Origin of the sequence: Amycolatopsis sp. 195334CR (assembly GCF_017309385.1) — a bacterium.
GTDB lineage: Bacteria > Actinomycetota > Actinomycetes > Mycobacteriales > Pseudonocardiaceae > Amycolatopsis.
In genome coordinates, this window is sequence record NZ_JAFJMJ010000003.1 from 775177 (window position 1) to 800305 (window position 25129).

31 protein-coding genes are annotated in these 25129 nt (G+C 72.0%); 18 read left to right on the forward strand and 13 right to left on the reverse strand.

Going from position 1 to position 25129, the window contains the following annotated elements; genetic code table 11:
* The first annotated feature begins 127 nt into the window (after window positions 1-127).
* From JYK18_RS40720 to JYK18_RS40750, 7 genes are all read left to right on the forward strand, one after another.
* On the forward strand, window positions 128-481 hold the full coding sequence (locus JYK18_RS40720) for a PadR family transcriptional regulator (protein ID WP_206809252.1): 354 nt from the start codon (window positions 128-130) through the stop codon (window positions 479-481).
* Complete coding sequence (locus JYK18_RS40725) at window positions 478-1125, forward strand: hypothetical protein (RefSeq protein WP_206809253.1); 648 nt, start codon at window positions 478-480, stop codon at window positions 1123-1125. Before JYK18_RS40720 ends, JYK18_RS40725 begins: the two co-directional genes overlap by 4 nt.
* Window positions 1126-1156: 31 nt before the next feature.
* Complete coding sequence (locus JYK18_RS40730; protein ID WP_206809254.1) at window positions 1157-2248, forward strand: sensor histidine kinase; 1092 nt, start codon at window positions 1157-1159, stop codon at window positions 2246-2248.
* A complete protein-coding gene (locus JYK18_RS40735) occupies window positions 2245-2901 on the forward strand; it encodes a response regulator transcription factor (protein WP_206809256.1) in 657 nt (218 codons plus the stop codon). The genes JYK18_RS40730 and JYK18_RS40735 overlap by 4 nt, the downstream gene beginning before the upstream one ends.
* Before the next feature lie 108 nt (window positions 2902-3009).
* Entirely contained in the window at window positions 3010-3399 is a 390-nt protein-coding gene (locus JYK18_RS40740; RefSeq protein ID WP_206809258.1) for a hypothetical protein, read from the forward strand.
* 4 nt (window positions 3400-3403) lie between these two features.
* A complete protein-coding gene (locus JYK18_RS40745) occupies window positions 3404-4711 on the forward strand; it encodes a DJ-1/PfpI family protein (RefSeq protein WP_206809259.1) in 1308 nt (435 codons plus the stop codon).
* Window positions 4712-4824: 113 nt separating this feature from the next.
* On the forward strand, window positions 4825-6315 hold the full coding sequence (locus JYK18_RS40750) for an FAD-dependent oxidoreductase (RefSeq protein WP_206809260.1): 1491 nt from the start codon (window positions 4825-4827) through the stop codon (window positions 6313-6315).
* Here JYK18_RS40750 and JYK18_RS40755 read toward each other — a convergent pair.
* Window positions 6240-7178, reverse strand: coding sequence for an EamA family transporter (locus tag JYK18_RS40755; RefSeq protein ID WP_206809261.1), 939 nt, complete (start codon window positions 7176-7178; stop codon window positions 6240-6242). The genes JYK18_RS40750 and JYK18_RS40755 overlap by 76 nt on opposite strands.
* Before the next feature lie 78 nt (window positions 7179-7256).
* Between JYK18_RS40755 and JYK18_RS40760 the strand changes: the two genes are divergently transcribed.
* Window positions 7257-8132, forward strand: a complete 876-nt coding sequence (locus JYK18_RS40760) for a LysR family transcriptional regulator (protein WP_206809262.1) — start codon at window positions 7257-7259, stop codon at window positions 8130-8132.
* On the opposite strand, the gene JYK18_RS40765 is transcribed toward JYK18_RS40760, so the two are convergent.
* Window positions 8113-8715 (reverse strand): TetR/AcrR family transcriptional regulator, encoded by a 603-nt coding sequence (locus JYK18_RS40765; protein WP_206809263.1) that lies wholly within the window; start codon window positions 8713-8715, stop codon window positions 8113-8115. The two genes, JYK18_RS40760 and JYK18_RS40765, sit on opposite strands and share 20 nt — an antisense overlap.
* Window positions 8716-8807: 92 nt before the next feature.
* Between JYK18_RS40765 and JYK18_RS40770 the strand changes: the two genes are divergently transcribed.
* On the forward strand, window positions 8808-9545 hold the full coding sequence (locus JYK18_RS40770) for an SDR family oxidoreductase (RefSeq protein ID WP_206809264.1): 738 nt from the start codon (window positions 8808-8810) through the stop codon (window positions 9543-9545).
* Here JYK18_RS40770 and JYK18_RS40775 read toward each other — a convergent pair.
* From JYK18_RS40775 to JYK18_RS40785, 3 genes are all read right to left on the reverse strand, one after another.
* Window positions 9529-9966, reverse strand: coding sequence for a response regulator (locus tag JYK18_RS40775; protein ID WP_206809265.1), 438 nt, complete (start codon window positions 9964-9966; stop codon window positions 9529-9531). The genes JYK18_RS40770 and JYK18_RS40775 overlap by 17 nt on opposite strands.
* Window positions 9963-11468, reverse strand: a complete 1506-nt coding sequence (locus JYK18_RS40780) for an ATP-binding protein (RefSeq protein ID WP_206809994.1) — start codon at window positions 11466-11468, stop codon at window positions 9963-9965. The genes JYK18_RS40775 and JYK18_RS40780 overlap by 4 nt, the downstream gene beginning before the upstream one ends.
* A 62-nt stretch (window positions 11469-11530) precedes the next feature.
* Entirely contained in the window at window positions 11531-12751 is a 1221-nt protein-coding gene (locus tag JYK18_RS40785) for a PP2C family protein-serine/threonine phosphatase (RefSeq protein WP_206809267.1), read from the reverse strand.
* A gap of 203 nt (window positions 12752-12954) precedes the next feature.
* Between JYK18_RS40785 and JYK18_RS40790 the strand changes: the two genes are divergently transcribed.
* Window positions 12955-13407, forward strand: coding sequence for an ATP-binding protein (locus JYK18_RS40790; RefSeq protein ID WP_307796284.1), 453 nt, complete (start codon window positions 12955-12957; stop codon window positions 13405-13407).
* Window positions 13408-13465: 58 nt separating this feature from the next.
* Here JYK18_RS40790 and JYK18_RS40795 read toward each other — a convergent pair whose 3' ends face one another.
* Window positions 13466-14146 (reverse strand): fasciclin domain-containing protein, encoded by a 681-nt coding sequence (locus JYK18_RS40795; RefSeq protein ID WP_206809268.1) that lies wholly within the window; start codon window positions 14144-14146, stop codon window positions 13466-13468.
* Between the two features lie 100 nt (window positions 14147-14246).
* Window positions 14247-15803, reverse strand: coding sequence for a molybdopterin-dependent oxidoreductase (locus JYK18_RS40800; RefSeq protein ID WP_206809269.1), 1557 nt, complete (start codon window positions 15801-15803; stop codon window positions 14247-14249).
* 143 nt (window positions 15804-15946) lie between these two features.
* Here JYK18_RS40800 and JYK18_RS40805 point away from each other — a divergent pair, with 143 nt between their 5' ends.
* The 6 genes from JYK18_RS40805 to JYK18_RS40830 are packed head-to-tail and all read left to right on the forward strand — an operon-like array spanning window position 15947 to window position 18616.
* The gene (locus JYK18_RS40805) at window positions 15947-16378 is read left to right on the forward strand and encodes an Asp23/Gls24 family envelope stress response protein (RefSeq protein WP_206809270.1); all 432 of its coding nucleotides are present in this window, start codon (window positions 15947-15949) and stop codon (window positions 16376-16378) included.
* A gap of 14 nt (window positions 16379-16392) precedes the next feature.
* Window positions 16393-16569: a hypothetical protein gene (locus JYK18_RS40810; protein ID WP_205215344.1), complete on the forward strand. Its 177-nt coding sequence runs from the start codon at window positions 16393-16395 to the stop codon at window positions 16567-16569.
* A gap of 5 nt (window positions 16570-16574) precedes the next feature.
* Window positions 16575-16886, forward strand: a complete 312-nt coding sequence (locus JYK18_RS40815; protein ID WP_307796285.1) for an Asp23/Gls24 family envelope stress response protein — start codon at window positions 16575-16577, stop codon at window positions 16884-16886.
* The gene (locus JYK18_RS40820) at window positions 16883-17386 is read left to right on the forward strand and encodes a DUF6286 domain-containing protein (RefSeq protein WP_206809272.1); all 504 of its coding nucleotides are present in this window, start codon (window positions 16883-16885) and stop codon (window positions 17384-17386) included. The genes JYK18_RS40815 and JYK18_RS40820 overlap by 4 nt, the downstream gene beginning before the upstream one ends.
* Window positions 17383-17949 carry an alkaline shock response membrane anchor protein AmaP gene (locus tag JYK18_RS40825; RefSeq protein ID WP_206809273.1) on the forward strand — a complete coding sequence of 189 codons (567 nt, stop codon included), beginning with the start codon at window positions 17383-17385 and terminating at the stop codon, window positions 17947-17949. The genes JYK18_RS40820 and JYK18_RS40825 overlap by 4 nt, the downstream gene beginning before the upstream one ends.
* 28 nt (window positions 17950-17977) lie before the next feature.
* Window positions 17978-18616, forward strand: a complete 639-nt coding sequence (locus JYK18_RS40830) for a LysE family translocator (RefSeq protein ID WP_206809274.1) — start codon at window positions 17978-17980, stop codon at window positions 18614-18616.
* A gap of 4 nt (window positions 18617-18620) precedes the next feature.
* Here JYK18_RS40830 and JYK18_RS40835 read toward each other — a convergent pair whose 3' ends face one another.
* Complete coding sequence (locus tag JYK18_RS40835) at window positions 18621-19598, reverse strand: glycoside hydrolase family 26 protein (RefSeq protein WP_206809275.1); 978 nt, start codon at window positions 19596-19598, stop codon at window positions 18621-18623.
* A 127-nt stretch (window positions 19599-19725) separates the two neighbouring features.
* Here JYK18_RS40835 and JYK18_RS40840 point away from each other — a divergent pair, with 127 nt between their 5' ends.
* Complete coding sequence (locus JYK18_RS40840; RefSeq protein ID WP_206809276.1) at window positions 19726-21030, forward strand: cytochrome P450; 1305 nt, start codon at window positions 19726-19728, stop codon at window positions 21028-21030.
* A 452-nt stretch (window positions 21031-21482) separates the two neighbouring features.
* Here JYK18_RS40840 and JYK18_RS40845 read toward each other — a convergent pair whose 3' ends face one another.
* The gene (locus JYK18_RS40845; RefSeq protein WP_206809277.1) at window positions 21483-21620 is read right to left on the reverse strand and encodes a hypothetical protein; all 138 of its coding nucleotides are present in this window, start codon (window positions 21618-21620) and stop codon (window positions 21483-21485) included.
* A 232-nt stretch (window positions 21621-21852) separates the two neighbouring features.
* Here JYK18_RS40845 and JYK18_RS40850 point away from each other — a divergent pair, with 232 nt between their 5' ends.
* Window positions 21853-22167 carry a hypothetical protein gene (locus JYK18_RS40850; protein ID WP_206809278.1) on the forward strand — a complete coding sequence of 105 codons (315 nt, stop codon included), beginning with the start codon at window positions 21853-21855 and terminating at the stop codon, window positions 22165-22167.
* Window positions 22168-22172: 5 nt separating this feature from the next.
* Here JYK18_RS40850 and JYK18_RS40855 read toward each other — a convergent pair whose 3' ends face one another.
* The 4 genes from JYK18_RS40855 to JYK18_RS40870 all read right to left on the reverse strand — a co-directional run bounded on the left by JYK18_RS40855 (window position 22173) and on the right by JYK18_RS40870 (window position 25127).
* A complete protein-coding gene (locus tag JYK18_RS40855; protein WP_206809279.1) occupies window positions 22173-22538 on the reverse strand; it encodes an RNA-binding S4 domain-containing protein in 366 nt (121 codons plus the stop codon).
* 21 nt (window positions 22539-22559) lie between these two features.
* Window positions 22560-23585, reverse strand: a complete 1026-nt coding sequence (locus JYK18_RS40860) for a nucleoside hydrolase (protein WP_206809280.1) — start codon at window positions 23583-23585, stop codon at window positions 22560-22562.
* 104 nt (window positions 23586-23689) lie between these two features.
* Window positions 23690-23992, reverse strand: a complete 303-nt coding sequence (gene catC / locus JYK18_RS40865) for a muconolactone Delta-isomerase (RefSeq protein ID WP_206809281.1) — start codon at window positions 23990-23992, stop codon at window positions 23690-23692.
* 13 nt (window positions 23993-24005) lie between these two features.
* Window positions 24006-25127, reverse strand: a complete 1122-nt coding sequence (locus tag JYK18_RS40870; RefSeq protein ID WP_206809282.1) for a muconate/chloromuconate family cycloisomerase — start codon at window positions 25125-25127, stop codon at window positions 24006-24008.
* Window positions 25128-25129: the final 2 nt, after the last annotated feature.

The window sequence follows — 25129 nt, forward strand, 5'->3', positions numbered from 1 at the left end:
GTTCGTCGACGGGCCGTTGTGCTTTTCGCGACCAGGATCACCTGCCAGACCCCCGAATGTGGCCCGCGTCATGTCCATTCCCGACTGTCGTTGACTTATCGGAAGATATCTTCCTATAGTTGCCCCCATGCCACGCCGGAAGCCGGGGACCCTGCTGCCGCTCGAGAGCGAGATCCTCGAGGCCGCACTGGGCGCGCAACGCGACGGACACCACACCTTCCACGGGTTCGCGCTGGCCCAGACCATGCGCGAACAACGCGGCTCGTCCTCGCTGACGGGCCACGGGACGCTCTACAAAGCCCTCGGCAGGCTGGAGGAGTTCGGCCTGCTGACCTCCGAATGGGAGGACGCGGACGCCGCCGAGGGCCGTCCGCGCCGCCGGCTGTACGAACTCACCCAGCGGGGCGCCCAGGTGGCCGCGCGAGCCGCCGCCGAGCGGGCCGCCCAGCCCGTGACGCGCATCGCACCGGGGCTGGCGTGAACCCCGACCGCGTGGCCGCGCTGGTGGCCCGCTGGGTGCGGTTCTACACCCGCGACCTCCCGGCCCCGATCGCCGAGCGGCGGATCGGCGAGCTCGACGCCGATCTGCACGACCACCTCGCGCACGAACACGCCGGCCGGAAATCCAGCACCCGGATCGCGCTCGGCCTGCTGTCGCGGATGGTCCGTGGCCTGCCCGCAGACCTTTCCTGGCGGGGACAACACCTCCAGGACCGGTTCCCCACCCTGGAGGAAGCGATGAAGAAGCAGAAGAACGCCTACCGCTCGGCCGTCGGCGTCGCACTCGCGGCCGCGTTGATCCTGTTGTGGGGCATGGGCGCGGTCGGCCTCATCGGGACCGAAGGCGACAACGCCGACCTGATGTACTTCGGCGTGCTCGCGGTCGGTGCCGCCGGGGCGTTCGTCGCGCGGTTCCAGGCGGCGGGCATGGCTCGCGCGCTGATCGCCACCGCGGTCGCGCAGGCACTGGTCACCGTGATCGCGCTCCTGGCCGGGAAGCACCAGTCCCCGGCCACCTCGATCGTCGAACTGGTCGGCCTCAACGGGTTCTTCGTGGTGCTGTTCCTCGGTTCCGCGTGGCTGTTCCACCGGGCCGAACCGAGGAAGCCGCCCGTTCTCCGTTGACCGGGGCCGCCGGAAAGCCCAGAGTTGCCCCATGAACCGGGCTCTCGCGGTGCTGACCGGCGGTGCGTACCTCACGCTGGTGATCGGCGCGCTCGCTTCGCGTGAGCCCCTGTGGGCGATCCCGCTCGGCGCGGTGTTCACCGCCCTCGGCACGGCCGGGTTCCTCTGGGTGCGACGGCGCGAGCGGCTCGGCTGGTCGATCGCCTACGTCGCGGTCCAGCTTCCGCTGGCCTACGCGGTGTTCGTCTTCGATCCGGGGGTCGGCGGCACGCTCTTCTTCGTGGTGCTGGTGAGCCAGTGCGTGCTGCTGCTCCCCCGCCCCGGCACCGCGCTGGTGCTCCTGCTCGTGCCGATGGCGCACGTCGGCATGGCCTGGCACGACGCGCTGCGCGAGGGCATCGGCCTGTTCGCCTCGGTGCTGTTCGCCGCGGTCATCACCGAACTGCTGCAACGCGAGCAGCGGACGCGCCGCGAACTCGCCGCGGCGCACGAGCAGCTGCGCGACTACGCCGCGCAGGCCGAACGCCTTGCCACCGCCCAGGAACGCAACCGCGTGGCCCGCGACATCCACGACGGACTGGGGCATTCGCTGACCGTGGTGCAGATGCAGGTGAAGGCCGCGCGGGCGGTGTTGCGCGCCGACGCCGCCAAAGCCGACGCCGTGCTCGAGAAGGCGCAGGAACAGGCCGAGGCCGCGCTGGCCGACGTCCGCCGGTCGGTCAGTTCCCTGCGCGAGCCGCGGTCGATCCCACCGCTGCCCGAGGCGCTGAGCGCGCTGGCCGAGGAAACCTCCGCGGCCGGGGTGCCCACCGGGGTCACGATTTCCGGTACCGAACGGCCGTTGTCCGACGAAGCCCGCGAGGCGCTCTACCGGACCGCCCAGGAGGGCCTGACCAACGTCCGCAAGCACGCCGCCGCCACCCGCGCCGAGCTCGCGCTGGACTTCACCGACGGCAAGGTCCGCCTGGCCGTCCACGACGACGGGACCGGGGTGGTGGACGGGCGGACGCCGGGCTTCGGCCTGCTGGGACTGCGCGAGCGGGCGGCGGGCCTCGGCGGGCGGCTGAGCTTCGAGCCCGCCAACGGGAAGGGCAGCGAACTGAGCATGGAGGTACCGGAATGAGCGTGGTCCGCGTGGTGCTCGTGGACGATCAGGCGCTCTTCCGCGAAGCGCTGGCGACCCTGCTGGCCATTCGCGACGACATCGAGGTGGTCGGCGAGGCGGGCAACGGCGAGGAGGCGCTGCGCCGGGTCGCCGGACTCGAACCCGACGTCGTGCTGATGGACCTGCGCATGCCCGTGCTTGACGGGGTCGCGGCCACCCGGCGGCTGCGGGCCGAACACGCGAACGTGCAGGTCATCGCGCTGACCACGTTCGACGACGACGAGGACGTGTTCGCCGCGCTGCGGGCCGGCGCGGTCGGTTACCTGCTCAAGGACGTGTCCTCGGCGCGGCTGGTGGAGGCGGTGCTGGCCGCGGCCCGCGGGGAGTCGGTGCTGCAGCCGTCGGTCGCGGCGAAGGTGGTGGCCCGGTTCGCCCAGCTGCCCGACGCCGACCCGGAACCACGGCCGCAGCCGCTGGTCGTGCCGCTGTCGGACCGTGAGCTGGAAGTGCTGCGCCTGCTGGCCGACGGCCACAGCAACCGCGAGATCGCCGCGTCCGTGTTCCTCGCCGAGGGCACGGTGAAGAACCACGTGACCAACGTGCTCGCCAAGCTGGGCGCCCGCGACCGCACCCAGGCCGCCCTGCGTGCCCGCGCGCTCGGCCTGCTCTGAGGTCATGCCGCGGCATGACCCCCATCCATGACCTCCGGCACCTGGCAACGGGGCCCGGAACGGCGATTCTCGACGGCGACAGTTCACCGAGAACCGGAGGTCCCCGTGATGACTACCGCCGCGCCCGGCCGGAGCACCACCCGCAAGTTCGTCCGCTTCGCCGCGCACTACCTGGAAATGGTCGTCGCCATGCTGGTCGGCATGTTCGCGCTGGGCCCGTTGTGGCCCGAGGCGTGGGTGGCCAGACCGGACGTGGCCGCGTTGGTGATGGCCTTCGACATGACCGTGCCGATGGTGCTGTGGATGGCGATCCGGCGGCACTCGTGGCCGCGGATCTGGGAGATGGCCGCGGTGATGTTCCTGCCGTTCCTCGTGCTGCTGGTGCCGTACTGGTTCGGCGTGCTGTCCGGATCGGTGGTGATGGTCGCCGGGCACGTGATCATGTTCCCGCTGATGCTGGCCGCCATGGTGTGGCGCCGCGCCGAGTACTGGCACTGACGCCGTGCGCACCTTCCTCAAGCGCGGCCTCGGCGTGCTCGCCGTGGTCGTCGCCGTCCTGCTGGTCCCGGCCGCCGGGGCGACCGTTTCGGCCCTGTCGGCGTTCGGCGCGCTCTACGCCCCCGGCCCGGAGCGGGGCGTCCCGGCGGCGGCCCCGCTCCCCCACGACCCCAGCAAGCCCACCGCCGTGGTCGTCGTCGGCGACCACGGCGCCGTGGTCTCGGATGTGCTTGCGCCGTACGAAGTTCTCGCCGCCACCGGGCGGTTCAACCTCTACACGGTGGCGTCGCAGCGCCGCCCGCTGACGTTGACCGGTGGCCTCGACCTCGTGCCCGACCTCACCTTCGCCGAACTCGCCGCCAGGACACCCGCCGCCGATCTGGTCGTGGTGCCCGCGCTGCCCGACGTCGGTGAGCCCAGCACCGCCCCGGTCACCGAGTGGCTGCGCACGCAGGCCGCCGGTGGCGCACAACTGCTGAGCGTGTGCAACGGGTCGGGCGTGCTCGCCTCGGCGGGACTGCTCGACGGGCGGCCCGCCACCTCGCACTGGCTGCGGATCGGCGAGTTCGAAAGCGACTACCCGGCCGTGAACTGGGTGCGGGGACAGCGCTTCGTCGACGACGGCGACATCGTCTCCACCGCCGGGATCCTGTCCGGGGTGGACGGCACGCTGCACGTGATCGGGCGGCTGGTGGGCCCGGAGGCCGCCCGTGCCGCCGCGGCGGCGGTCGGCTGGGGGTACGCCGATCCGCCGGTGACGCCCGAAGCCGGGATGCCGGACCCGGTCGCGATCATCAACGCGGGGTTCACCTGGAACCCGCCGGAGATCGGCGTGCTGCTCACCGACGGCACCGGCGAGATCGAGCTGGCCTCGGTGTTCGACGTGCACGGCGGCCAGTCGCTGGCCGCCCGGACGCTGGCGCTGACCGAGGACGGCGGCCCGATCCGCTCGCGGCACGGGCTGACCTTCCTGCCGCGCGACGACCTGACCGCCGCCGCGCCCCGGCTGGACCGCCTGCTGGTGCCCGGTGCCGCCGCCCAGGACGTGCCGGTCGCCGACGGCCCGGCGCCGGAATACGTGCACCGCCAACCGGGATTCGCCTACGAAGCCACCGTGCGCGACCTCGCCGGCACCACCGACGTGGCGACCGCGCGGTGGACGGCGAAGGTGTTGGAACTGCCCGCCGACGGCCTGGTCCTCGACGGACCGGCGTGGCCGTGGACGCTCACCCTGCTGCCGGTGCTGCTGGTCGCGCTGGGCGGGGCGGCGGTGTGGGGGATCCGGAAGTGGTTCGTCCAAAAACGACACTGATCTCTCTCCGGTATCCAATTTATAGCGCACCCCGGGGCTTGCGGCAAGACCCCGGGCTTGCCGCAAAATCCTCCGCCGAAGCGAAAAATCCGCGGAAAAACGGGAGAACCTGAGTGAACGACTCCGACGTGATCGTCGTGGGCGCCGGCCCGGCCGGGCTGATGCTGGCCGCGGAACTGCGCCTGGCCGGGGTGCGGCCGCTGGTGCTGGAGCGGCAGCCGCGACCGCGGCACACCCAGAAGGCACACGGCCTCAGCGGGCAAATCCTGCACCTGCTGCGCTACCGCGGGATCCTGGACCGGTTCGAGGCGGCGACCACCGATCCGGTGCCGCCGCCGCGGTTCCCGTACGGCGGGGTGCACCTGGACCTGACGCGCCTGGCCGACCCGCCGCTGGGCGCGCTGCCGCTGCGGCAGCACCGCCTGGAGGCGTTGCTCGCCGAGCGCGCCGTCGAACTCGGCGCCGAGATCCGCCGCGGGCACGAAGTCGTCGCGCTGCGCCAGGACGAGGACGCGGTGACCGCCGAGGTGCGTGGTCCGGCTGGGACGTACGAGGTGACCGCGCGCTACCTGGTGGGCTGCGACGGCGGGCGCAGCCGGATCCGCGCCCTGGCCGGGATCGGCTTTCCCGGCACCACGTACCCGGAGGTCAACCGGATCGCCGAGGTCCGCGTGCACGAGTCGGTGACCGTGCTGGAGAACGGCGATCTCGAAGCTCCCGGCATCCGGGTCCGCGCGGGGTACACGAACACCGACCACGGGGTGTTCGCGGTCGGCTCGCTCACGCCGGGCGTGCTGATGATGCAGACCACCGAGCTGGATCCATCCGAAGTGGACAACGACGAACCGTTGCTGCTGGAGGAAATGCGGGAGAGCATCCGACGCGTGCTGGGCGCGGACCTCCCGCTCGGCGAAGTGACCCGCTTGTCGCGTTACCAGTTCCAGGCACGACAGGCCGAGCGGTACCGCGACGGGCGGGTGTTCCTCGCGGGCGACGCGGCGCACCTCCTGCCCGCCACCGGCGTGGCGCTCAACGCGGGCATGCTGGATTCGGTCAACCTCGCCTGGAAGCTGGCCGGCGGGGTCCAGGGCTGGGCCCCGGACGGCCTGCTGGACACCTACCACGCCGAACGCCACTACGCCGGGGCCCGCGCCCTGCTGCAGACGCAGGCCCAGGTGGCGCTGAGGCGCGGTCAGGACCCCGCCGCCGAGGCCCTGCGGGCGGTCTTCCAGGAACTGCTCGCCGACGAGCAGCCCGCCCGCCGGCTCGGCGCGCTGGTCGCCGGGGCGGATCTCCGCTACCCGACCGCCGACGGGCACGCGCTGACCGGGACCTTCGCGCCGGATCTCGTCCTGCACACCGATGAGGGGACCACCAGCGTCGCGGAGCTCCTGCGCCCGGCGCGGCCGGTCCTGCTCGATCTCGCCGGTCGCGACGACCTCCGCGAGATCGCCCGTGGCCGGGTCGACGTGGTCACCGCGAAGGCGGACGACAGCCCGGCCGACGCGCTGCTGATCCGCCCGGACGGTCACCTCGCCTGGGTGGCGGGCGAGGCCGAAGCACTGCGGGAAGCGCTGACCACCTGGTTCGGCGCGAGCGGCTGAGTCGTTCGCGGGGGCAGCTGGCCGGCCACCATCGCGGTGAGCGCGAGTGCGAAACCGGCCAGCTGCACCGGGCCGAGGTCCTGGCCGAGCACCAGGGCGCCGAGCAGGGCGGCGACCATCGGCGAGAGCAGGCCCAGCACGGCGACCGAGGTGACCGGCAGCAGGCTGATGCCGCGGAACCACAGCACGTAGGCCAGCAGCCCGCCGACCAGCCCGAGCCAGGCGTACCCGGCCGCGGCGGGCAGGTCGATCGCCGGCGGTGCGCCTTCGAGCACGAACGTGACCGGCACCAGGAACAGCCCGCCCGCGGTCAGCTGCCAGCCGGCGAACGCGGTCGGGCCGACCCCGGCCGGACGACCCCAGCGCTTGGTCAGCGTGACGCCCAGCGCCATCGCGAACGCCCCGCCGAGCCCGCCGAGCACGCCCACGGCGTCGAACCCGGCGGCCGGGCCGAGCACCACCAGCCCGACCCCGGCCATCCCGGCCAGCCCCCAGGCGAACCGGGCCGCCGACGGCCGTTCGTGCAGCACGCCGACCGCCAGCAGGGCGACCACCAGCGGCTGCCCGGCGCCCAGGGTCGCCGCGACCCCGCCGGGCAGCCGTTCGGCGGCGGTGAACAGCAACGGGAAGAACAGGCCGATGTTGAGCACCCCGAGCGCCGCCGCCCGCCACCACCAGACGCCGCGCGGCAGCGTCCGGGTGAGCGCCAGCGCGATCAGCCCGGCGGGCAGCGCGCGCATCAGGCCCGCGAACAGCGGGTGGCCCGAGGGCAGCAGTTCCGTGGTCACGACGTAGGTGGTGCCCCACACGGCGGGCGCGAGGGCGGTCAGCGCGGTCCGGGAGAAGGTGCTCGAAGAAGTCACCTGCTCACCGTGGCTGACCTGCGTTCATGAGTCCAATACATGTTTGTCACCGGATCGATCGTGGTGGAAGATAGATCGGTGGAACTCCAGCACCTGCGGTACGTGCTCGCCGTCGCCGAAACGAACAGCTTCACCCGCGGCGCCGAGCGCTGCTTCGTCGCCCAGTCCGCGCTCAGCCACCAGATCGCCCGGCTGGAACGCGAACTGGGCGCGAAGCTGTTCGACCGCACCAGCCGCCGGGTGCGGCTGACCGCCGCGGGCGCCGCGTTCCTCCCGGCGGCGCGGCAGTGCCTCGACGCCGCCGACCGGGCCGTCGCCGAAGTCGCGGCGGCGATCGGCGAGGTGCGCGGCAGGCTCACCGTCGGCGCCATCCCGACCGTGGCCGCGGTGGACATCCCGGTGGCACTGCGCGAATTCCACCGCCGCTACCCCCAGGTGCGCGTCGGCCTCCGGTCCGGCGCCAGCGAGGAACTCGTCGACGCGGTGAAGGACGGCAGCCTCGAAGTCGCCTTCCTCGGCCTGCCGACCACCGCGCGCCCGCACGGGGTGAACTCCCGCGAACTGGCCCGCGACCACCTCGTCGCGGTGACCGCGCCCGACCACCCGCTGGCCGAAGCGTCCGAAGTGGACTTACCACGACTGGCCGAGGAGACCTTTGTGGACTTCCCGGCCGGGACGGCGGGCCGGGCGCAGTCCGACGAGGCCTTCGCCGCGGCCGGCCTGGTCCGCGAAGTCGCGTTCGAGGTGACCGCGGCGGACTTCATGGCCAAGCTCATCCGGCAGGGGCTCGGCGTGGCCATGCTCCCGTCGACCTACGCGCCGCAACTCACCGGTGTCGCCACCGTTCCGGTGCTCGGCGCGCCCGGCCGGGTCGAGTACCTGGTGTGGAGCCGGGCCGGGTTGAGCCCGGCGGCGACCGCCTTCCTGGACGCGCTCAGCACTCCCCGCGCATGAGCCCGGCGAGCTGCTCCGGGCTCAACGGCGGCTCGGGCAACGGGTGCGCGGCCTCGGCACGCAGGCCGTCGCAGATCATCGCCAGGTGCCGCCGCCACAGCTCCGGGTTGACCGCCGCGGTGGCCTCGATGGTCCTGGTGATCGACCAGGTGACGAAGGCCAGGTCCTCGGTGGTGAAGTCCTCGCGCAGCACGCCTTCCCGGCGCGCGCGGTCGACCAGTTCGGACATCAGCTCGTAGCCGCGCCGCGGATCCGCCTGCGGCAGCCCGCGCGCGGCCAGGTCGTTGAACCCGCGATCGGCCGCCTGCAGCAGGCACATCTGCTCGAGGAACAGGGTGAACCCGGCCCACGCGTCCGGCATGGACAACGCGTTCTCGGCCGAGCGCGCGACCGTCTCGACCCGGTCGGCGAACACCGCCACGCACAGGTCCTCCCTGGTCGGGAACCGGTTGTACAGCGTGCCGATGCTGACCCCCGCCCGGCGCGCGACCTCCTCCAGCGCCACGTTCAGCCCGCGCTCGGCGAAGAGGGCGCGAGCCGACTCGATGAGCTTCTCGCGGTTCAGCTGGGCGTCCCGGCGCATGCCCTCACCCTAGCAAGTTGACGACTCCCTCAACTTAGCGCTAGCGTCGAATTAAGTTGAGGACGACCTCAACATCGATCGGAGGGACAGCGATGACGGAGAAGGCAGGCAAGGTGCTGGTGGTGCTCGGGGCGGGACCGGGCCTCGGCATGTCGATGGCACACCGGTTCGGGCGCGAGGGTTTCCGGGTGGCACTGGTCTCCCGCACCGACCGCAGGCACGAGGGCTACCGCGCCAGCCTCACCGAGGCGGGGATCGAGGCGCACACCTACACCGCCGACGTCACCGACGCGGCGGACCTCAAGCGGGTGCTCGGCCAGATCACCGTCGACCTGGGCGGGTACGACACCGTCTACTTCGGACCGGTCAGCCCGGCCACGCTGGCGGTCGTCCCGCTCACCGAAGCCGGCGCGGCCGAACTGCTGGCACCTATGGACAACCTGCTCACCGCGGCCGCCACGCTGGTCGGCGAAGTGGTGCCCGGCATGGTTTCGCGCGGCGACGGCGCGTTGTTCTTCGGCGGCGGGCTCAGCGGCAAGATCCCCATGCCGATGCTGGGGAACCTGGCGCCGGCCTCGGCCGCGCTGCGCATGTACGTGCTCACCCTGGCCGAAGCGCTGAAGGACAAGGGCGTCTACGCGGCCACGCTCACCATCGGCGGGCTGATCGAACGCGGCGACATCCACCGCTCGTTCGTGGACCGGGACCCCTCGCTGGAGGGCATCGGCACGCTCGACCCCGACGACATCGCCGCCACCGCGTGGACGATGTACGTCGACCGGGACCGCACCGAAGCGGAGTTCGGCGTGCCGGTTACTTCGGCAGCTTGACCACGGTGACGAAGAAGTCGTCGATCTGGCGGACCACCTCGACGAAGCGCTCGAAGTCGACCGGCTTGGTGACGTAGGCGTTGGCGTGCAGGTCGTAGCTGCGCAGGATGTCCTCCTCGGCCTCGGAGGTGGTCAGCACCACCACCGGGATGCTGCGCAGCTCCGGCTCGGCCTTGATCTCGGCGAGCACCTGGCGGCCGTCCTTCTTCGGCAGGTTGAGGTCGAGCAGGATCAGCCCGGGGCGCGGCGCGTCGGTGTACTCGCCGTCGCGGCGCAGGAAGTCCAGCGCCTCCACGCCGTCGCTGACCACGTGCAGCGAGTTGCGGATCTTGTGGTGCTCGAACGCCTCCTGCGTCATCAGCACGTCGCCGGGGTCGTCCTCGACCAGCAGGATGTCGATCGGGGCCAGTGAATCGCTCACGACGGCTCGCTCTCTGTGTTCTCGGTGGTGTCGGTGTCTTCCCCGGGGGTCCGCGGGGTCACGGGCAGGGTGAAGCGGAACCGGGTGCGCCCGGCGGGCGCCTCGGTGTCGAGCCAGATGCGCCCGCCGTGGTACTCCACGATCTTCCGGCACATCGCCAGCCCGATCCCGGTGCCCGGGTAGGCGCTCTTCGGGTGGAGCCGCTGGAAGATCGCGAAGATGCGGTCGGCGTACTCGGCTTCGATGCCGATGCCGTTGTCGGTGACCGAGAAGACCCATTCGTCGCCGTCGCGCTCGGCCTCGATGCGCACCTCCGGCGGTTCCTCCCCGCGGAACTTCAGCGCGTTGCTCAGCAGGTTCTGGAACACGCCGGTGAGCAGGCTGGCTTCGCCGTGCACCACCGGCAGCTCGCCGTGGGTGACGGTGGCGCCGGTCTCCTCGATCGTCGCCTCGACGTTCCGCGTCGCCTGGCCGACCAGCTTCGCGGTGTCGACCTCGGCGGTCTCGCCGGTCTTGCGGCCCACCCTGGAGAACGCCAGCAGGTCGTTGATCAGCGCCTGCATCCGGCGGGCGCCGTCCACCGCGAACTCGATGTACTGGTCGCCGCGCTCGTCGAGCTGGCCCTGGTAGCGGCGTTGCAGCAGCTGGCAGAAGCTGGCCACCTTGCGCAGCGGCTCCTGCAGGTCGTGCGAGGCGACGTAGGCGAACTGCTCCAGGTCCGAGTTGGACCGCTGCAGCTCGGCCTTGGCGTGCTGCAGTTCACCGACCTCGGCGACGATCCGGCGGCGCATGTCCTCCACGTCGGCACCCAGCTCGACCAGCTCGCGCGGGCCGCCGGCGCGCACCTCGCGGTTCAGGTCGTCCTCGGTGACCGCCCTGACCTCGGTGGCCAGCGTCTGCAGCGGCCGGGCGACGGCCCGGCGGAAGCCGAGGTAGAGCGCGGCGAACAGGACGATCAGCAGGACCGCGATGACCGCGAGCATCGACTGCAGGAAGCTCGCCGTGCTGTCCAGGCCCTCCCTGGCTTCGATCCGCGCGTCGCTGTAGTGGGCGCGCTGGGTGTCGAGCACCTCGCGGACGCCGTCGAAGTAGGCCTTGCTCTGCTCGACCTGCGCCACGCCGACCGGCGGTGCGCCGGGCGCGGTCCAGCTGTCGGCCACGCGCTGCCACTCCCCCGCCCGCTCCAGCACGGCGTCGAGGTCGTCGCCGGGCACCGTGCCGGGCCGGGCACCGGCGTCACGCAGCTGCGTCACCGCGCGCGCCTGCTCGGCCAGTCCCTGCGGGTAGGGCGCGAGGAACCGGCGGTCGCCGGTGAGCAGGTAGCCCCGGACGCCGGTCTCCTGGTTCAGCAGCGCCGAGGTCAGCGTCTGCGCGCCGATCAGCCCGGGGTCGATCTCGTCGACCAGGCGGGCGCGGGCGGTGTCGAGGTTCTCCAGCGCCACCACGCCGGCCACGATGATCCCGGCCAGCAACGCGGCGGTGATCGTGGCCAGCAGGGTCATCCAGCGGCGGATCGGCCAGCCGGTGCTCGCGCGCCGGCGCCGCTCGGCCGGGGTCTCGGCGGTCACGCCGCCTCCCGGTGGCCGAGCAGGACGACCGCGACGTCGTCGTCGAGCGGCCCGCCGTTGCGGCGCTCCGCCTCGGCGATCAGGTCGTCGAGCACGCCGGCCGGACCGGACCGCCAGTCCGGCCGGTCGCGCAGCAGGCCGAGGAACAGCTCGGTCATCTGCTCCTGGCCGAGCAGTTCGGTCCCCGGCCCGTCGCTGCGGCCCTCGAAGATGCCGTCGGTGCACAGCAGCAGCGCCCAGCCCGGTTCCAGCTCGACCTCCAGCGGTTCCCAGCGGGCGGCGGGCAGCACGCCCAGCGGCACCCCGAGCCGGTCCACCGGCAGCAGTCGCGCGCCGGACCCGGTGCGCAGCAGCGGCGGCGGGTGCCCGGCCAGCCGCATGCTCAGCGACCGCCGGTCCGGCGCCACCGAGACCACGCACACGGTGGCGAACTGGTTGTTGATCCGCTCGTGCGTGAGCACCTGCTGGACGGTGGCCAGCACCTGGTCCTGCGGCAGCCCGGCGAGCACCAGCGACCGCCAGGCGATGCGCAGGGCCACGCCGAGGGCGGCCTCGTCGGGTCCGTGGCCGGAGACGTCGCCGATGATCACGTGCAGGGTGCCGTCGGCCAGTTCGACCGCGTCGTAGAAGTCGCCGCCGAGCAGCGCGCCGTCGCGGCCGGGCCGGTAGCGGGCGATCAGCGACAGTTCCCCGGACGCCAGCAGCGGGGTGGGCAGCAGGCCGCGTTCCAGCCGGGTGTACTCCCTGGCCAGCAACTGCTGTTCCCGCAGCGACTGCTCGACCTCCTCGGCCCGCTTGCGCTCCCACGCGTACCGCAGCGCCTTGCTCAGCAGCGGGCCGTCGACCTGGCTCTTGACCAGGTAGTCCTGGGCACCGGCGGCGACCGCGGCCTGGCCGGTGCGTTCGTCGGCGCGGCCGGTGAGCACCACCACCGCGGTCCCCGGCGCGAACCGGCGCAGCCGGGCCACCGAGTCGAGGCCCATCGCGTCGGGCAGCGCGAGGTCGAGCAGCACGCAGTCGGCGCGGATCGGCGCGGACAGCGCTTCGGCCAGCGTGCCGACCCGCCGCAGCGTGGTCGGCTCCAGCGCGTCGGCGAGCATCTCCTCGACCAGCAGCGCGTCGCCGTCGTCGTCCTCGACCAGCAGCACGTGCAACCGGTAGCCCACCGACAGCCGTGGGAGTGGACCTGCCTTTTCAGGCGAGTGAGCCGAGCCCATCCACCCTCCGAATCCCGCCGAATCCACCCTTTGCCGCCACCACGACGGCACGTCCGGGGACGGCCGTCTGGGGAAGGCTACACACCACGCCGGTGCACCCCGCGCAAGCTCGCCGTCGCGCGTGCCGCCGCCGCTCGCGCGTAGGAGGTTTACGCCGGGGTACCCACCGTTGAGTTTCGCTGATCGGGGAAAGGGCCGCGACCGTGCTCGATGCGGAGGACCGGGAGCCAGTACTGGGTTTCTCCGGTGACCCCACCGAACTGGGGCGGGTCCGGCGGTGGGCCAGGACGGTGCTCACCGGGCTGGATCCGCCGGTGCTGGCCGATGCGGTCGGTGCGCTGGACGAACTGGCGTCCAACGCGATCCGCCACGGTGCGGCACCACGCCGGGTGCGCCTGCGCCGGTCGGCCGGGCGGTTGCGCATCGAGGTCAGCGACGGCTCACCGGAACCGGCCGCGTACCGGGTGCCGGACAACGACGGCGGCCGCGGGCTGCGCATGGTCGACGCCTACGTCGACGCCTGGGGGCAGACCACCGGTGACGGCGGGAAGACGGTGTGGGCGGAGCTCGCGCTCTCCCAACTCGGCCCGGTCACCCTGAAGACCGACGTGACCGGGCGCGAGGTGGCCGGCGGTGAGACCGTGACCCACGGCTGAACAGCGGAACGCGGCGGCCCCCTCCCCGGGGACCGCCGCGTCGGGCTTTTCGGTGTGCCTACTTGTTGGTGCCCGGCATCAGCACCTTGTCGATCACGAAAACGGTGGCGTTCTTGGTGGGGATGTTGCCGCACAGCACCTTCGCGCCGTTCACCGTCATGTTCTCGCCGCTGCCCTCGATCTTCAGCGGGCCACCGGCGGTGTTCAGGCTCTCCAGCGAACCGCCCGCGGCCTCCAGGCCCTTGGCGTCGTAGCGCTTCGGGACGACGTGGTACTGCAGGATCGGGGCGAGCTCGTCCGGCTTGCCCGCGAGCTCGGTGAACTTCGCGTCGCCCAGCTCGGCGAAGGCGGGGTCGGCCGGGGCGAACACGGTGATCGCTTCCTGGCTGTTCAGCGTGTCCACCAGGTTGGTGGCCTTGACCGCGGCGACCAGCTTGGTCAGCAGCGGGTTGGTCGAGGCGGCGCTGGCCACCGGCTGCGGGCCCATCGAGTCCAGCGAACCGGGCTCACTGCCCTGCGGCAGCTGGGAACAGGCCGGGCCGAACACGTCGGCGTTGGTCGTCACCCCGTCACCCGCCGCGGCGGCGGGGCTGGACATCGGCGGCGCCATCTCGCTCGACGGCGCGGGAGCGGGCGCACTGGTGTTACCGGGGGACGCCATGTCGTCACTACCGCAGGCGGTCAGCGTGAGCGCGGCCACCGCGGCGAAACCGATTCCGGCGACACGAAGGTTCTTCACGGAAATCACTCCATTTTCCTGGTGCGCAGCCCTGGGGAGAACTGCCTGTCATCGGTCATTCGGAACTACTGCACGAGCGGATTGGCACCCGATCGGGTGATTACCGCGTCGAAAAGGAAATCGTGTGCAGGCCGGTCGCGCCGTCGGGCACGGTGCCCTGGCGTTCTTCGGTCTGCGTGTAGCCGGATTTGTCGGTGGCGCGGCAGGTGATCTGGTGGCTGCCGGCGGGCACGTCGAACTCGTGCCACCACATCCGCCAGGTGTCGAGGTTGACTTCCTTGGACAGCATGGCTTCCTGCCACGGTCCGCGGTCCAGCCGGACCTCGACCCGGTCGATCCCGGTGTGCTGCGCCCAGGCCACCCCGCCGAGCCGCACCCGTCCGGCGGGCAGCGTTTCGAAACCCTTCGGGAAATCGATCCTGGACTGCGTTTTGATCGGGGCCTGTTCGGCCCAGTTCCGGTCGAGCCAATAGGCCCGGCGGGCCGCCCAGGTGGTGACCTCCAGATCGACCACCCATTTGGTGGCCGAAACATATCCGTAGAGACCGGGTACCACCATTCTGGCCGGGAAACCGTGCTCGACCGGCAGCGGTTCACCGTTCATCCCGATCGCCAGCATCGCGCCGCGCCCCCGGTCCAGCGCGGCGGCCACCGGCGTTCCCGCGGTCCAGCCGTCCACGCTGGTCGAGAACAACTGCTCGGCACCGGGACGCACCCCGGCCTCGGTCAGCAGGTCCGCCAGGTCCACCCCGACGAAGTTCGCCGTGGACACGTACGGGCCACCGACCTCATTGGACACACAGGTCATGGTGATGGTGCGTTCCACCAGCGGCCGGTCGCGGATGTCGGCGAAGTCGTAGGTGACCTCGCGGTCCACCATGCCGTGGATGCGCAGGCTCCAGTCCTCGGTCCGCACCTGCGGCACCGACAACGCGGTGTCCACGCGGTAGAAATCCTTATTGGGCGTCAGGAACGGTGGTGTGCCGAGTTTCGCGAAGTCGGCGTCGGCCGGGATCGCGGGCGCGGTGCGCGCGGGCACCAGTGCGCCGACGCCGGCCCGGGAGGTCGCCGCGTCACGCGAACCGGCGAGCACCTGTCCGGCGGCACCGGCCACGCCCGCGCCGACCACCACCCCCGCTCCGGCGAGCAACACCGAACGCCGGGACGGGCCGTCTTCCCGTTCTTCCGCCCTGGTCCGGAAAAGCCGGTGCAGCCAGGCGAAAACCCCGACGCCGGCGAGCAGGCTGGCGATCGGCGCCAGCACGGCGACGGCGCTCAGGTCCGGACGTGCGGCCACCGCGATGATGCCGATCACGCCGAAAGCCGCGATCACCACCGCGCCGGGCACCACCGACCGCCTCGACGCGAGCCCGGCGGCGGCCGCCACCAGCACCATCACCACCGCCATGCCCAGCAGCAACACCAGTTTGTCGTAGGTGCCGAAGGTGCGGACGGCGTAGTCCTTCAGTTCCACCGGGGTCAGGTCGATGGCGCCGTTGCCGACCGCCAGGTACGGCGAGGCGTTGCTGCCGATGAAGCCGGCGACCAGGTGCCCGGCGGCCAGCGCCGCGAGCAGCGCGAGCACGCCCAGCAACGCCGCGACGAGCCGCGGCACCGCTGCGGTGTCCGATGTGGATCGTGCTTCGTCGCTGGTCATGCCGGGGATTCGGCACCGGTGCCGGGGCGGATTGGTCGGCGCGGGAAATTTCGGTGAGCGGCACCACAAAACCCGCCCGTGACGTTTCCCCCACCCCCGTGTCCTTCCACCGACGCGTTCGACCACCCGACGAGGAGGACAAGATGGCGAACGAGAAGCAGCAGCAGCCGGGCAGCGACCTGGTCACCACCGAGGGCATCACCACCATCGCCGACACGGTGGTGCGCAAGGTCGCCGGGCTGGCCGCGCACGAGATCTCCGGGGTGCACGCGCTCGGCGGTGGAGCTTCGCGGGCGTTCAACGCGTTGCGCGAGCGCATTCCCGGCGCCACCGCGAGCGCCGGGCAGGGCGTCTCGGTCGAGGTCGGCGAACGCCAGGCCGCGGTGGACCTCCAGCTCGAAGTGGAATACGGGGTGGCCATCGCCGACCTGAGCCGCGCCGTGCGCCGCAACGTCATCACCGCGGTGGAGCGGATGACCGGACTCCAGGTCGTCGAGGTCAACATCACCGTCGCGGACGTGCACCTGCCCGACGAGGACGACTCCGCCCCCGCCGAAACCGGCCGCGTGAACTGAGTGGGGGGAAGACCATGAACGCCACCCGCATCGGCTTGCTCACCGGCCTGGCGCTCGGCCTCGCGGCCGCGTTCGGCGGTTTCGGCGCCTTCCTGATCGTGCTGGTGCTCGGCGGGCTCGGCCTGCTCGTCGGGCGCTTCCTGGACGGCGAGCTCGACCTGTCCCAGCTGACCGGCCGCGATCGGGGGTGACCGCGGTGGACACGGAGGACCGCGGCACGCTCACCATCGAGGACCGCGTCGTCGAGCGCATCGCCACACGCGCGGTCAGCGAACTCGATGGCACCGACCAGCCCGCGAAGGTCCGCGCGCGGGTGACCGGCGATTCGGCGACGCTGGACGTCCGGCTCGCGCTCAGCTATCCGGTTCCGGTGGCCAGTACCACCGAGAACGCGCGGCGGCACCTGCGGCACCGCGTCGGTGAGCTGGCCGGGCTGACGGTTTCGCGAGTGGACATCACGGTCGCGGCCCTGCGCACCAGCGCCGCCGAACCGCGGAGGGTCCGGTGAAGCGCCGTCCCCGCCGCGTGGTGGCGGCCACCTCGGCGGCGCTGGTGATGGCCGCGGGCAGCACCGTGGTCGCGGTGGTGGCCATCCAGCTGATCCTCGGGGAACGGCCGTGGATCGACTGGAACGCGGTGGCGGGGCTGGACTGGCGTGCCCTGCCGATCGCGATTTCCGGTGGCACCCTTGTCCTTTTAGGACTCTTACTGGGGTGCGCCGCGGTGCTGCCCGGCAGGCTCACCGTGCTGCCGTTGCGCCCGGATTCCGGGGTGTCCCGGCCCAGCTACCGGTCCACCCTGCGCCGCGCGGCGGCGAACGTGGACGGGGTGTCGCGGGCGAAGCTCACCGTGCGCCGGCGCAGGCTCTCGGCGAAGGTGCGCACTGATCGGACGAACACCACGGGCCTGGCGGACGCCGTGCGCTCGGCGTTGGCCGAACGGCTCGGCCGAATCGATCCCGCGACCAGCCCGCGGATCTCGGTCAAGGTGGTCAGGAGGACAAAATGACCGGTCTCAACCGCCCGGCGCGGCTCAACCGCGCACTGCTCGGGCTGTCCGGGCTGACCCTGCTGGCGGCGGGCGGGTTCGCGCTGGGCACCTATTCCGGCAAGCTCACCTGGATCGACCGGTCCGGTCCGCTGCTGCCCGAGAACCCGCCCACGTGGGCGCTCTACACCACCGCGGCGGTCGCCATCGTGCTCGGCCTGCTGGCGTTGCGGTGGCTGCTGGCCCAGCTGGCGCAGAAGCCGAAAACGCACACTTGGCGCTACGAAAGCGATCCCGCGGCGGGGCGCACCGAACTCGCCGCGTCCACCGCGGTCGCGCCCTTCGCCGAGGAGGTCAGCGCCTACGCCGGGGTGCACTCGGCACGCGCCACGCTGGCGGGCCCGCGTCACGCGCCGACGCTGGCGGTGATCATCCGGGCCCACGATTCCGGTGATCTCAGTGCAATCCGGGATCGACTGGACACCGAAGCCGTCCCGCGCCTGCGACAAGCGCTGGACCTGGACACCCTGCCGCTCACCGTCGAATACCGCTTCACCGCCGCCGCCGGTGAACGCGTGCGTTAGTTCGCCCGTGATCGTCTAATCTGGCGGCATGCCCACGCCTGATCGCCTGGCCGCTTTCGCGCTCGCGTCGTTCCTGCTGATCCTCATCCCGGGTCCGGCCGTGCTCTTCGCGGTCAGCCGCGCGCTGGCGTACGGCCGCCGGGTCGCGCTGACGACCGTGCTCGGCGGGGCGCTGGGCAGTTTCACCGCCGCCACGGCCGTCGCCATCGGGGTGGGCGCCATCATCCAGGCCTCCGCCGTGATCTACACCGTGATCAAGCTCGTCGGCGCCGCCTACCTGGTCTACCTGGGTGTCCAGGCGATCCGGCGCCGCCGGGCGCTGCGGGAGGCCTTCGAGGCGGAGGCGGCCCCGATCAGCGGCGGGCGCACGCTGCTGCAGGGCTTCATCGTCGGCGTGACGAACCCGAAGACGGTGGTGTTCTTCGCGGCGATCCTGCCGCAGTTCGTCGACCCGGGCGCCGGGCAGGCCGGTCTGCAGATGGTGGTGCTGGGCGCGGTGTTCGCGGTGATCGCACTGGCGATGGATTCGGTGTGGGGCGTGGCGGCGGGCGCGGTCCGATCGTGGTTCGCGCGCTCGGCGCGGCGCCTGGACCTGGTCGGCGGCGCGGCGGGGCTCACCATGGTCGGGCTCGGCGTCGGGCTGGCCGTCAGCGGCCGCAAGGAGTAGGCGGTCAGCCCACCTGGACCTCACCCTGGTTCAGCACGCGCGGGTGGAAGTAGCCCGCCTGGATCTCGGCGTTGGTGTTGTTGCCGCGCAACTGTTCCGACCAGATCATGAAGTAGCTCCAGCGGGTCTGCGAGGTCAGCATCGCGTTGTCCGGGATCTTGCCCATTTCCGCCACGGCCACCGGTTTCTGCCCGGCGATGCCCAGCAGTTGCTGGTAGTCCGCCGCGCTCGGGTGGTTCTTGTACCAGACGTCCAGCGAGACCAGGTCGACGTAGTCCTCGCCCGGGTAGTACTGCGCCCAGCCGCCGTTCGGGTTGTCCTGGACGTTCCACACCCAGATGAGGTTGTCCAGGCCCTGGCCGTCGAGGTGGTCGCGGGTGATCCGGTAGAGCTCGGCGCCACCGTCCGGACCGGGCCGGTTCCCCCACCAGTTCCAGGATTCGTTCATCTCGTGCAGCGGCCGGAACAACACCGGCACGCCCGCGTCCTTCAGCTGGCGCAGGTACGGCACGACCTCGTCGAGGCGCCGCTTCCACGCCTGGTTCAGCGCGGTGCCCTCGGTGACGACCTGCCGGAACTGCTCGTCGTCGATCCGCGTTTTCACGCCGCCCTCGAACTCGCAGGTGCTCGGGCCGGTCGGCGTGCAGACGTGCCAGGTGAGCGTGACCAGCGAACCGTTGGCCCATTCGGTTCGGGCCTGGTCGATGACGTGCTGCCGGTCGGCCACGTCCGGGGCGCGGAACATCAGGTCGCCACCCCACAGCCCGGGGTACTGCCCGGTGATCGCGTGCACCTGCGCGGTGTACTGCGACGGCAGCGAGGCCGGTTCCTTGTTGTGCTGCCCCGAAATCACGCCGCCGCCCGCGGTCGCGCGCAGGTGGTCGAGCACCTGCTGCTTCGGGGTGGGCGGGAACGCCTGTGCCGCCGGGACCACCACGGCTGCCGCCAGCAGGGCAACGGCCATCGAACCGCGAACACGCATGGGATCCACCTTCCGCCGGTGAGCCACCGACGGTAGCCAGGTGAATCACCCACCGTCCAGGATGTTCAGCTGCCACCCGGCAACCCGCCCTTGACCAGGGGCTCTTTCCTTTCCTACTCTTGGTAAGGTGCCGACGACCGCGGAGACCAGGATCAAACCGGTGGTGCGCTGGAGCCTGGGGCACGCGCTGCCCCGGACCGCGCTCCGCGTCGCGGCCCGCCGCGGCGATTTGCAGGCCCGCCTCTTCGTCGAGGCCAACGCGGCGCCGACCGCGGAGCTGACCGGGCTGTTCGACGGCATCCGCGCCCGCGGGCCGTTGCTCGAATCCCGGTTCGTCTACGCCACCGCCACGCACGCGACGGTCAAGGAAGTGCTCACCGGCAACGACTTCCGCAGCGGGATCGGCGCGGCGGGCACCGGCCTGCTGGCACGGCTGACCGAATGGTCCGCGAGCGAAGTGCTGCACCCCATCGCGCCGCCGTCGCTGCTGGCCACCGAGCCGCCCGACCACACGCGCTACCGCAAGCTCGTCACCAGGGTGTTCACCGTGCGGGCGGTGGAGAACCTGCGCACGCGCACCGAGCAGATCGCGAACGACCTGATCGACCAGCTCGACGCCACCGGGCCGGTCGACCTGGTCGGCACCTACTGCGGTCTGCTCCCGGTCACCGTGATCGCGGAGATCCTCGGGGTGCCAGCGCACGAACGCCGCCGGATGCTGGAGCTGGGTTCCGCGGCCGCGCCCAGCCTCGACATGGGATTGCCCTGGCGGCAGTTCCGCGCGGTGGAGGCGGCGCTCGAGGCGTTCGACACGTGGTTGTCGCGACACCTGGACCACCTGCGGGAGAACCCGGGCGACAACCTGCTCAGCAAGCTCATCGCGGCCCGTGAGGACGGGGTCGGCCTCACCGACCACGAGCTGCGGGCGACCGCGGGCCTGGTGCTGGCCGCCGGGTTCGAGACCACGGTGAACCTGCTCGGCAACGGCATCGCGCTCCTGCACGAGCACCCGGAGCAGCTCGAAGCGCTGGAGGACGGCGGCTGGGCCAACGCGGTCGACGAGATCCTCCGCGTCGATCCGCCGGTGCTGCTGACCGGCCGGACGTGCCTGCGCGACACCGAGGTGTCCGGCGTGCGGGTGCCCGAGGGTGCGGTGGTGACCACCATTCTCGCCGGGGCGAATCGCGACCCGGCGGTGTTCGACGACCCGGCGCGCTTCGACGTGGGCCGGGAGAACGCGCGGGAGCACCTGTCCTTCTCCGCGGGTCGCCACTACTGCCTCGGCGCCGCGCTCGCGCGAATGGAGGGGGAGGTAGGGCTGCGGGTGCTGTTCGACCGCTTCCCCCGCCTGGCGCTCCTGCCGGGCGCCCGGCGCCGCCCCACCCGAATCCTGCGTGGCTACGAACACCTGCCCGCCCGGTTGAAGGGCTAGGTCCGGCCACCCGCACGACTGACGCTTCCCAAGCGGCGGAGCCGCTTGCTGTGGGCCGTCCACCCGCACCGCAGCGGGTTCTCAGGTGGCTTCTCGCGAGGACAGCTTCACCGTGGTGAATCGGTATTCATGAGGTGGAGCTCCCGGAGCGAGAAGCCGCCTGAGGTTCCGCCACCCGCACCGCTACGCAAGCCGTGGTCAACCATGCTTTAGGTCCCGCTTCGCCTGCAAGGATCGGGGGCGCTCCGAGGCGAAGCGGGAGCTCGAGGGCCGGCCCGTGGGTCACCGCGCGGAGCCAGGCGAACTGGTCTCCGCTGGGGCGAGGGGGGCGCCCGGGACTTCTCGCGGGCCGGCACCCAGTACAACGCTCCAGCGCCGCCGGTGTTCCGGCGTCGAGCGTGACCTGTACCTCAGCGTGGTCGTTCGCCCGGTATTTGATCACTCACGGTGAGTCAGGCCGACCGCGCCCGCCGCGCGTGGTCGACGATCGCCACCGCTCGCTCGACCGACACCAGCTCGGGCATCGGCACGCTGTCGATCTCCGCGCGCCACTGGACCAGCAGCCGGTCCACCACGGTCTCTGTCCACATCACACGCCTCGCACTTGGTCGCTTCGGAACCGTTAGTCGGCGTTGGGCACCGTCGCGTTATCAGAGTTTCGGCTGGTGGTGAGCACGGTCACCGTCCACGACGGAGCTACCGGGCCGGGCCGGGTTAACCCATCCGGGCGGGGGCCGTTCGCACCACGACGGAGCGCGTTCCCCGGGTTAGGCTGGGTGCCCCGGCAGTGTCGCTAGTGGACTGTCGATGGGAGTGGATGCCATGACACCGAACAACACCACGGTGGTCTCGGCCAGACTGGACCGGGAAATCAGCCACCGCGAAGCCGCCGAACTGGCGCAGCGCATGCACGGCGCCGCGCTGATCGCCATCGCCGTGCGGGGTGACCTGCTCGGCGTCGCCAGCCACACCCGGTTCACGCCGTACCCGGCGCTGGAGATCGCGGGCGAAACCTTCGCCGAGGGCCTGGCCGAGGCGGGCTACAAGATCCGCTCGTGGCGCTCGATCGAATGGCTCTCCGGCGCCGACGCCACCCTGCGCCACGCCGACCTCGAATGGCTCCCGCTGGCCGCCTGACCGGCTCAGGCGCGGCTGGAGCGGAACTTGTCCAGCACCCGCCGTTCGCGCTTCGTCGGCCGTCCGGCGCCCCGGTCCCGCCGGGCGACCGGGATGGCGGCTTCCGGCGGCGGCGCGGGCGTGCGGTCGATGAAGCAGGTGGCCGCGTCGGCGGCACCCACCCGCTTCTGGATCACCCGCACCACCTCGACCACGCGCGTCCGGTCACCCACCCGCGCGCGCACCTCGTCGCCGGGGGACACCGTGGTGGCCGGTTTCGCCGGCTTGTCGTTGACGCGGACGTGCCCGCCACGACAGGCCGCGGCGGCATCCGGTCGGGTCTTGGTCAGCCGGACCGCCCACAGCCAGCGGTCCACTCGGGTGGACTCCACCACCCCATGATGCCCTACCGCTCAGTCCCCGTTGAGCCCGTCGAGGAACGCCTGCTCGAACCGCACCGGATCGGCCCCGAGCGCGACCAGCAGCCGGTCTCCCCCGGCCCGCGGCGCGGTCCGGCCCGACTGCTCACCGTGCTGAACCACCACGATCGGGGTCTTCCGCGCCTCGGTCACCACCCCGCCGTCCCCGAAGCCCCACACCGCGGCCAGCGCGTCCCACCAGTAGAAGTACCCCAGCGCGATCCCGTCCCGCATGATCGGCTGCGTCATGATCGCGTGCACGATCCGCGCGCTCGGCGTCCGCGCCTCGGCACCGACGCGGTCCACGTAGGCCTGCGTGATCGGCACGTCGTTCGTCGCGTCGAGCGGGGTCAGGCGCACCGGCACGGCCCCGAAGGCGGCCCGCGCCGACGGCGGGTCCAGCCAGATGTTCAGCTCCTGGCTGTTGTCGAACCCCGGCAGCGCCTCGCCGAACAGGTTGCCCGGCACGTGCACCGCCCCGCCCATCACGTGCGCGGCCGACACCTTGTGCGCCAGCGGGCTGCCTTCGGGCACGGCCCGCGCGAGGTTGCTCAGCGGCCCGGTCACCAGCACCGACACCTTGCCCTTGGCCGACGCCAGCGTTTTCGCGATCAGCTGGGCCGCGGTCAGCTCCGACGGCGGCGGCGTGCGCCCGGCGTCACCGAGCGCGCCGGTGAGCACCTCCTCCATGTCGCGCACGGTGGACGCGGGCGCCGGGTGCACGCCGGTGTCCGAGCCGTCGGCGACCGGGATGCCCGGCAGCCCGCACTGCTCGAGCACGCTGATCGCGTGCTGGCGGGCGCGGCCGGGCGTGCCGAAACCGTTGTTGGTGACGGTGACCGCGCGCAGGTCGATCCGGTTCTCCTGGTGCTGGACGCACAGGTAGGCCAGCGTCGACGCGTCGTCCACGTCGAGATCGCTGTCGTAGATCACCGGAACGGGCGACGGTGCCGCCTGGACCGGCGGAGCGACCACCACTCCGGCGGCGGCGAGGACAAGGGCGAGCAGTGCGGTGCGCATCGGAATCTCCCCAGGAAGCCGATCAGGCCACGACGCACCAGCCTAGGCGTTGTCCGGCGAGTCTGCTCGATGGGCTTCGCGATGCGTGACTCGCCGGACAGCGCCTAGCCCGGACGGAACTCCGTCGGAACCGGTCGCGCCGACGGGTGCGTGGCCAGCGGCGTGACCTGGATCGTCATGAACGGGTACAGCGGCAGCGACGACAGGATGCCGTGTAGTTCGTCGTTCGACGGCACGTCGAACACGCTGATGTTGCTGTAGCGCCCGACGACCCGCCACAGGTGCCGCCACACCCCCGTCCGCTGCAGCTCCAGCGCCCTGGCCTTCTCGGTGGCCACCAGTTCGTCGCGGGCGGCGGGGTCGAGGTCGTGCGGGATGGCGACGTCCATCCGGACGTGGAACAACACGGGGATCTCCTTCTCAGGTGCGGGTGAACGCCTTGACCGCGGCCGGATCCAGCTCGACGCCCAGCCCGGGACCGTCCGGCAGGTGCAGCTCGCCGTCGGCGTAGCGCAGCGGTGTGGTCAGCAGCTGCTCGCTCATCAGCAGCGGCCCGAACAGCTCGCTGCCCCAGGTCACCGCCGGGCTCGCGCAGGCCAGCTGCAACGAGGCCGCGGTACCGATCGGACTTTCGATGGAAGTGCCGCCGTGGCACGGGATCCCGGCGGCCGCGGCGATTTCCGCGATGGCCATGGTCCGGCGCAGCCCGCCGGATTTGGTGGTCTTGAGCGCGTACACGTCGGCCGCGCGCAACCGCGCCAGCCGCAGCGCGTCACCGGGGGTGCGCAGGCTTTCGTCGACCATCACCGGGATCGGCAGCGCGCGGTTGATCTCGGCGAGCGCTTCGACCTCGGGTCCGGGCACCGGCTGTTCGACCAGTTCGACCCCCGCGTCGGCCAGTTTCGGCAGGTACGTCAACGACGTGAGCAGGTCCCAGCGGGCGTTGAGATCCACCCGGACCCCGGCCACGCCGGCCAGTTTCTCGGCGATCGCGCACACCCGCGCCACGTCCTCGGCGGGCTCCAGCGCGCCCATCTTCAGCTTGAAGCTCCGGTGCAGCCCGGCGTCCAGCTTGCCCAGCGCCTCCTCGACCACCACCGGCGCCGGTTCGGTGCCCAGCGCCCAGGTGACCGGGATGGAGCGCCGGGCCACCCCGCCGAGCAGGGTGTGCACCGGCACCCCGAGGCAGCGGGCCCAGGCGTCGTGCAGCGCGACCTCCACGGCGGCCTTGGCGTAGAGGTTCGCGGCGACCACGTCGCCCAGGTCCCGCTGGATCCCGGCGAGATCGTCGACCCGGCGGCCGAGCAGCACCGGGGTGAGGTACCGCTCGACCACCAGCCGCATGGTCTCCACCGACTCGCCGCCCCACCACGGGCCGCCCGGCACCACCCCTTCGCCGACGCCGGTGACCCCGCCCGCGGTGCGGACGAAGACCAGCAGCACCGGCTGGGCCGCCATGCTCGTCCTGGCGAACCGGTGCGGCCGGCGCAGCGGCACGTCCAGCAGCACGGTGTCGACTCGCTCGATGCGCAGGTCGGTCATGG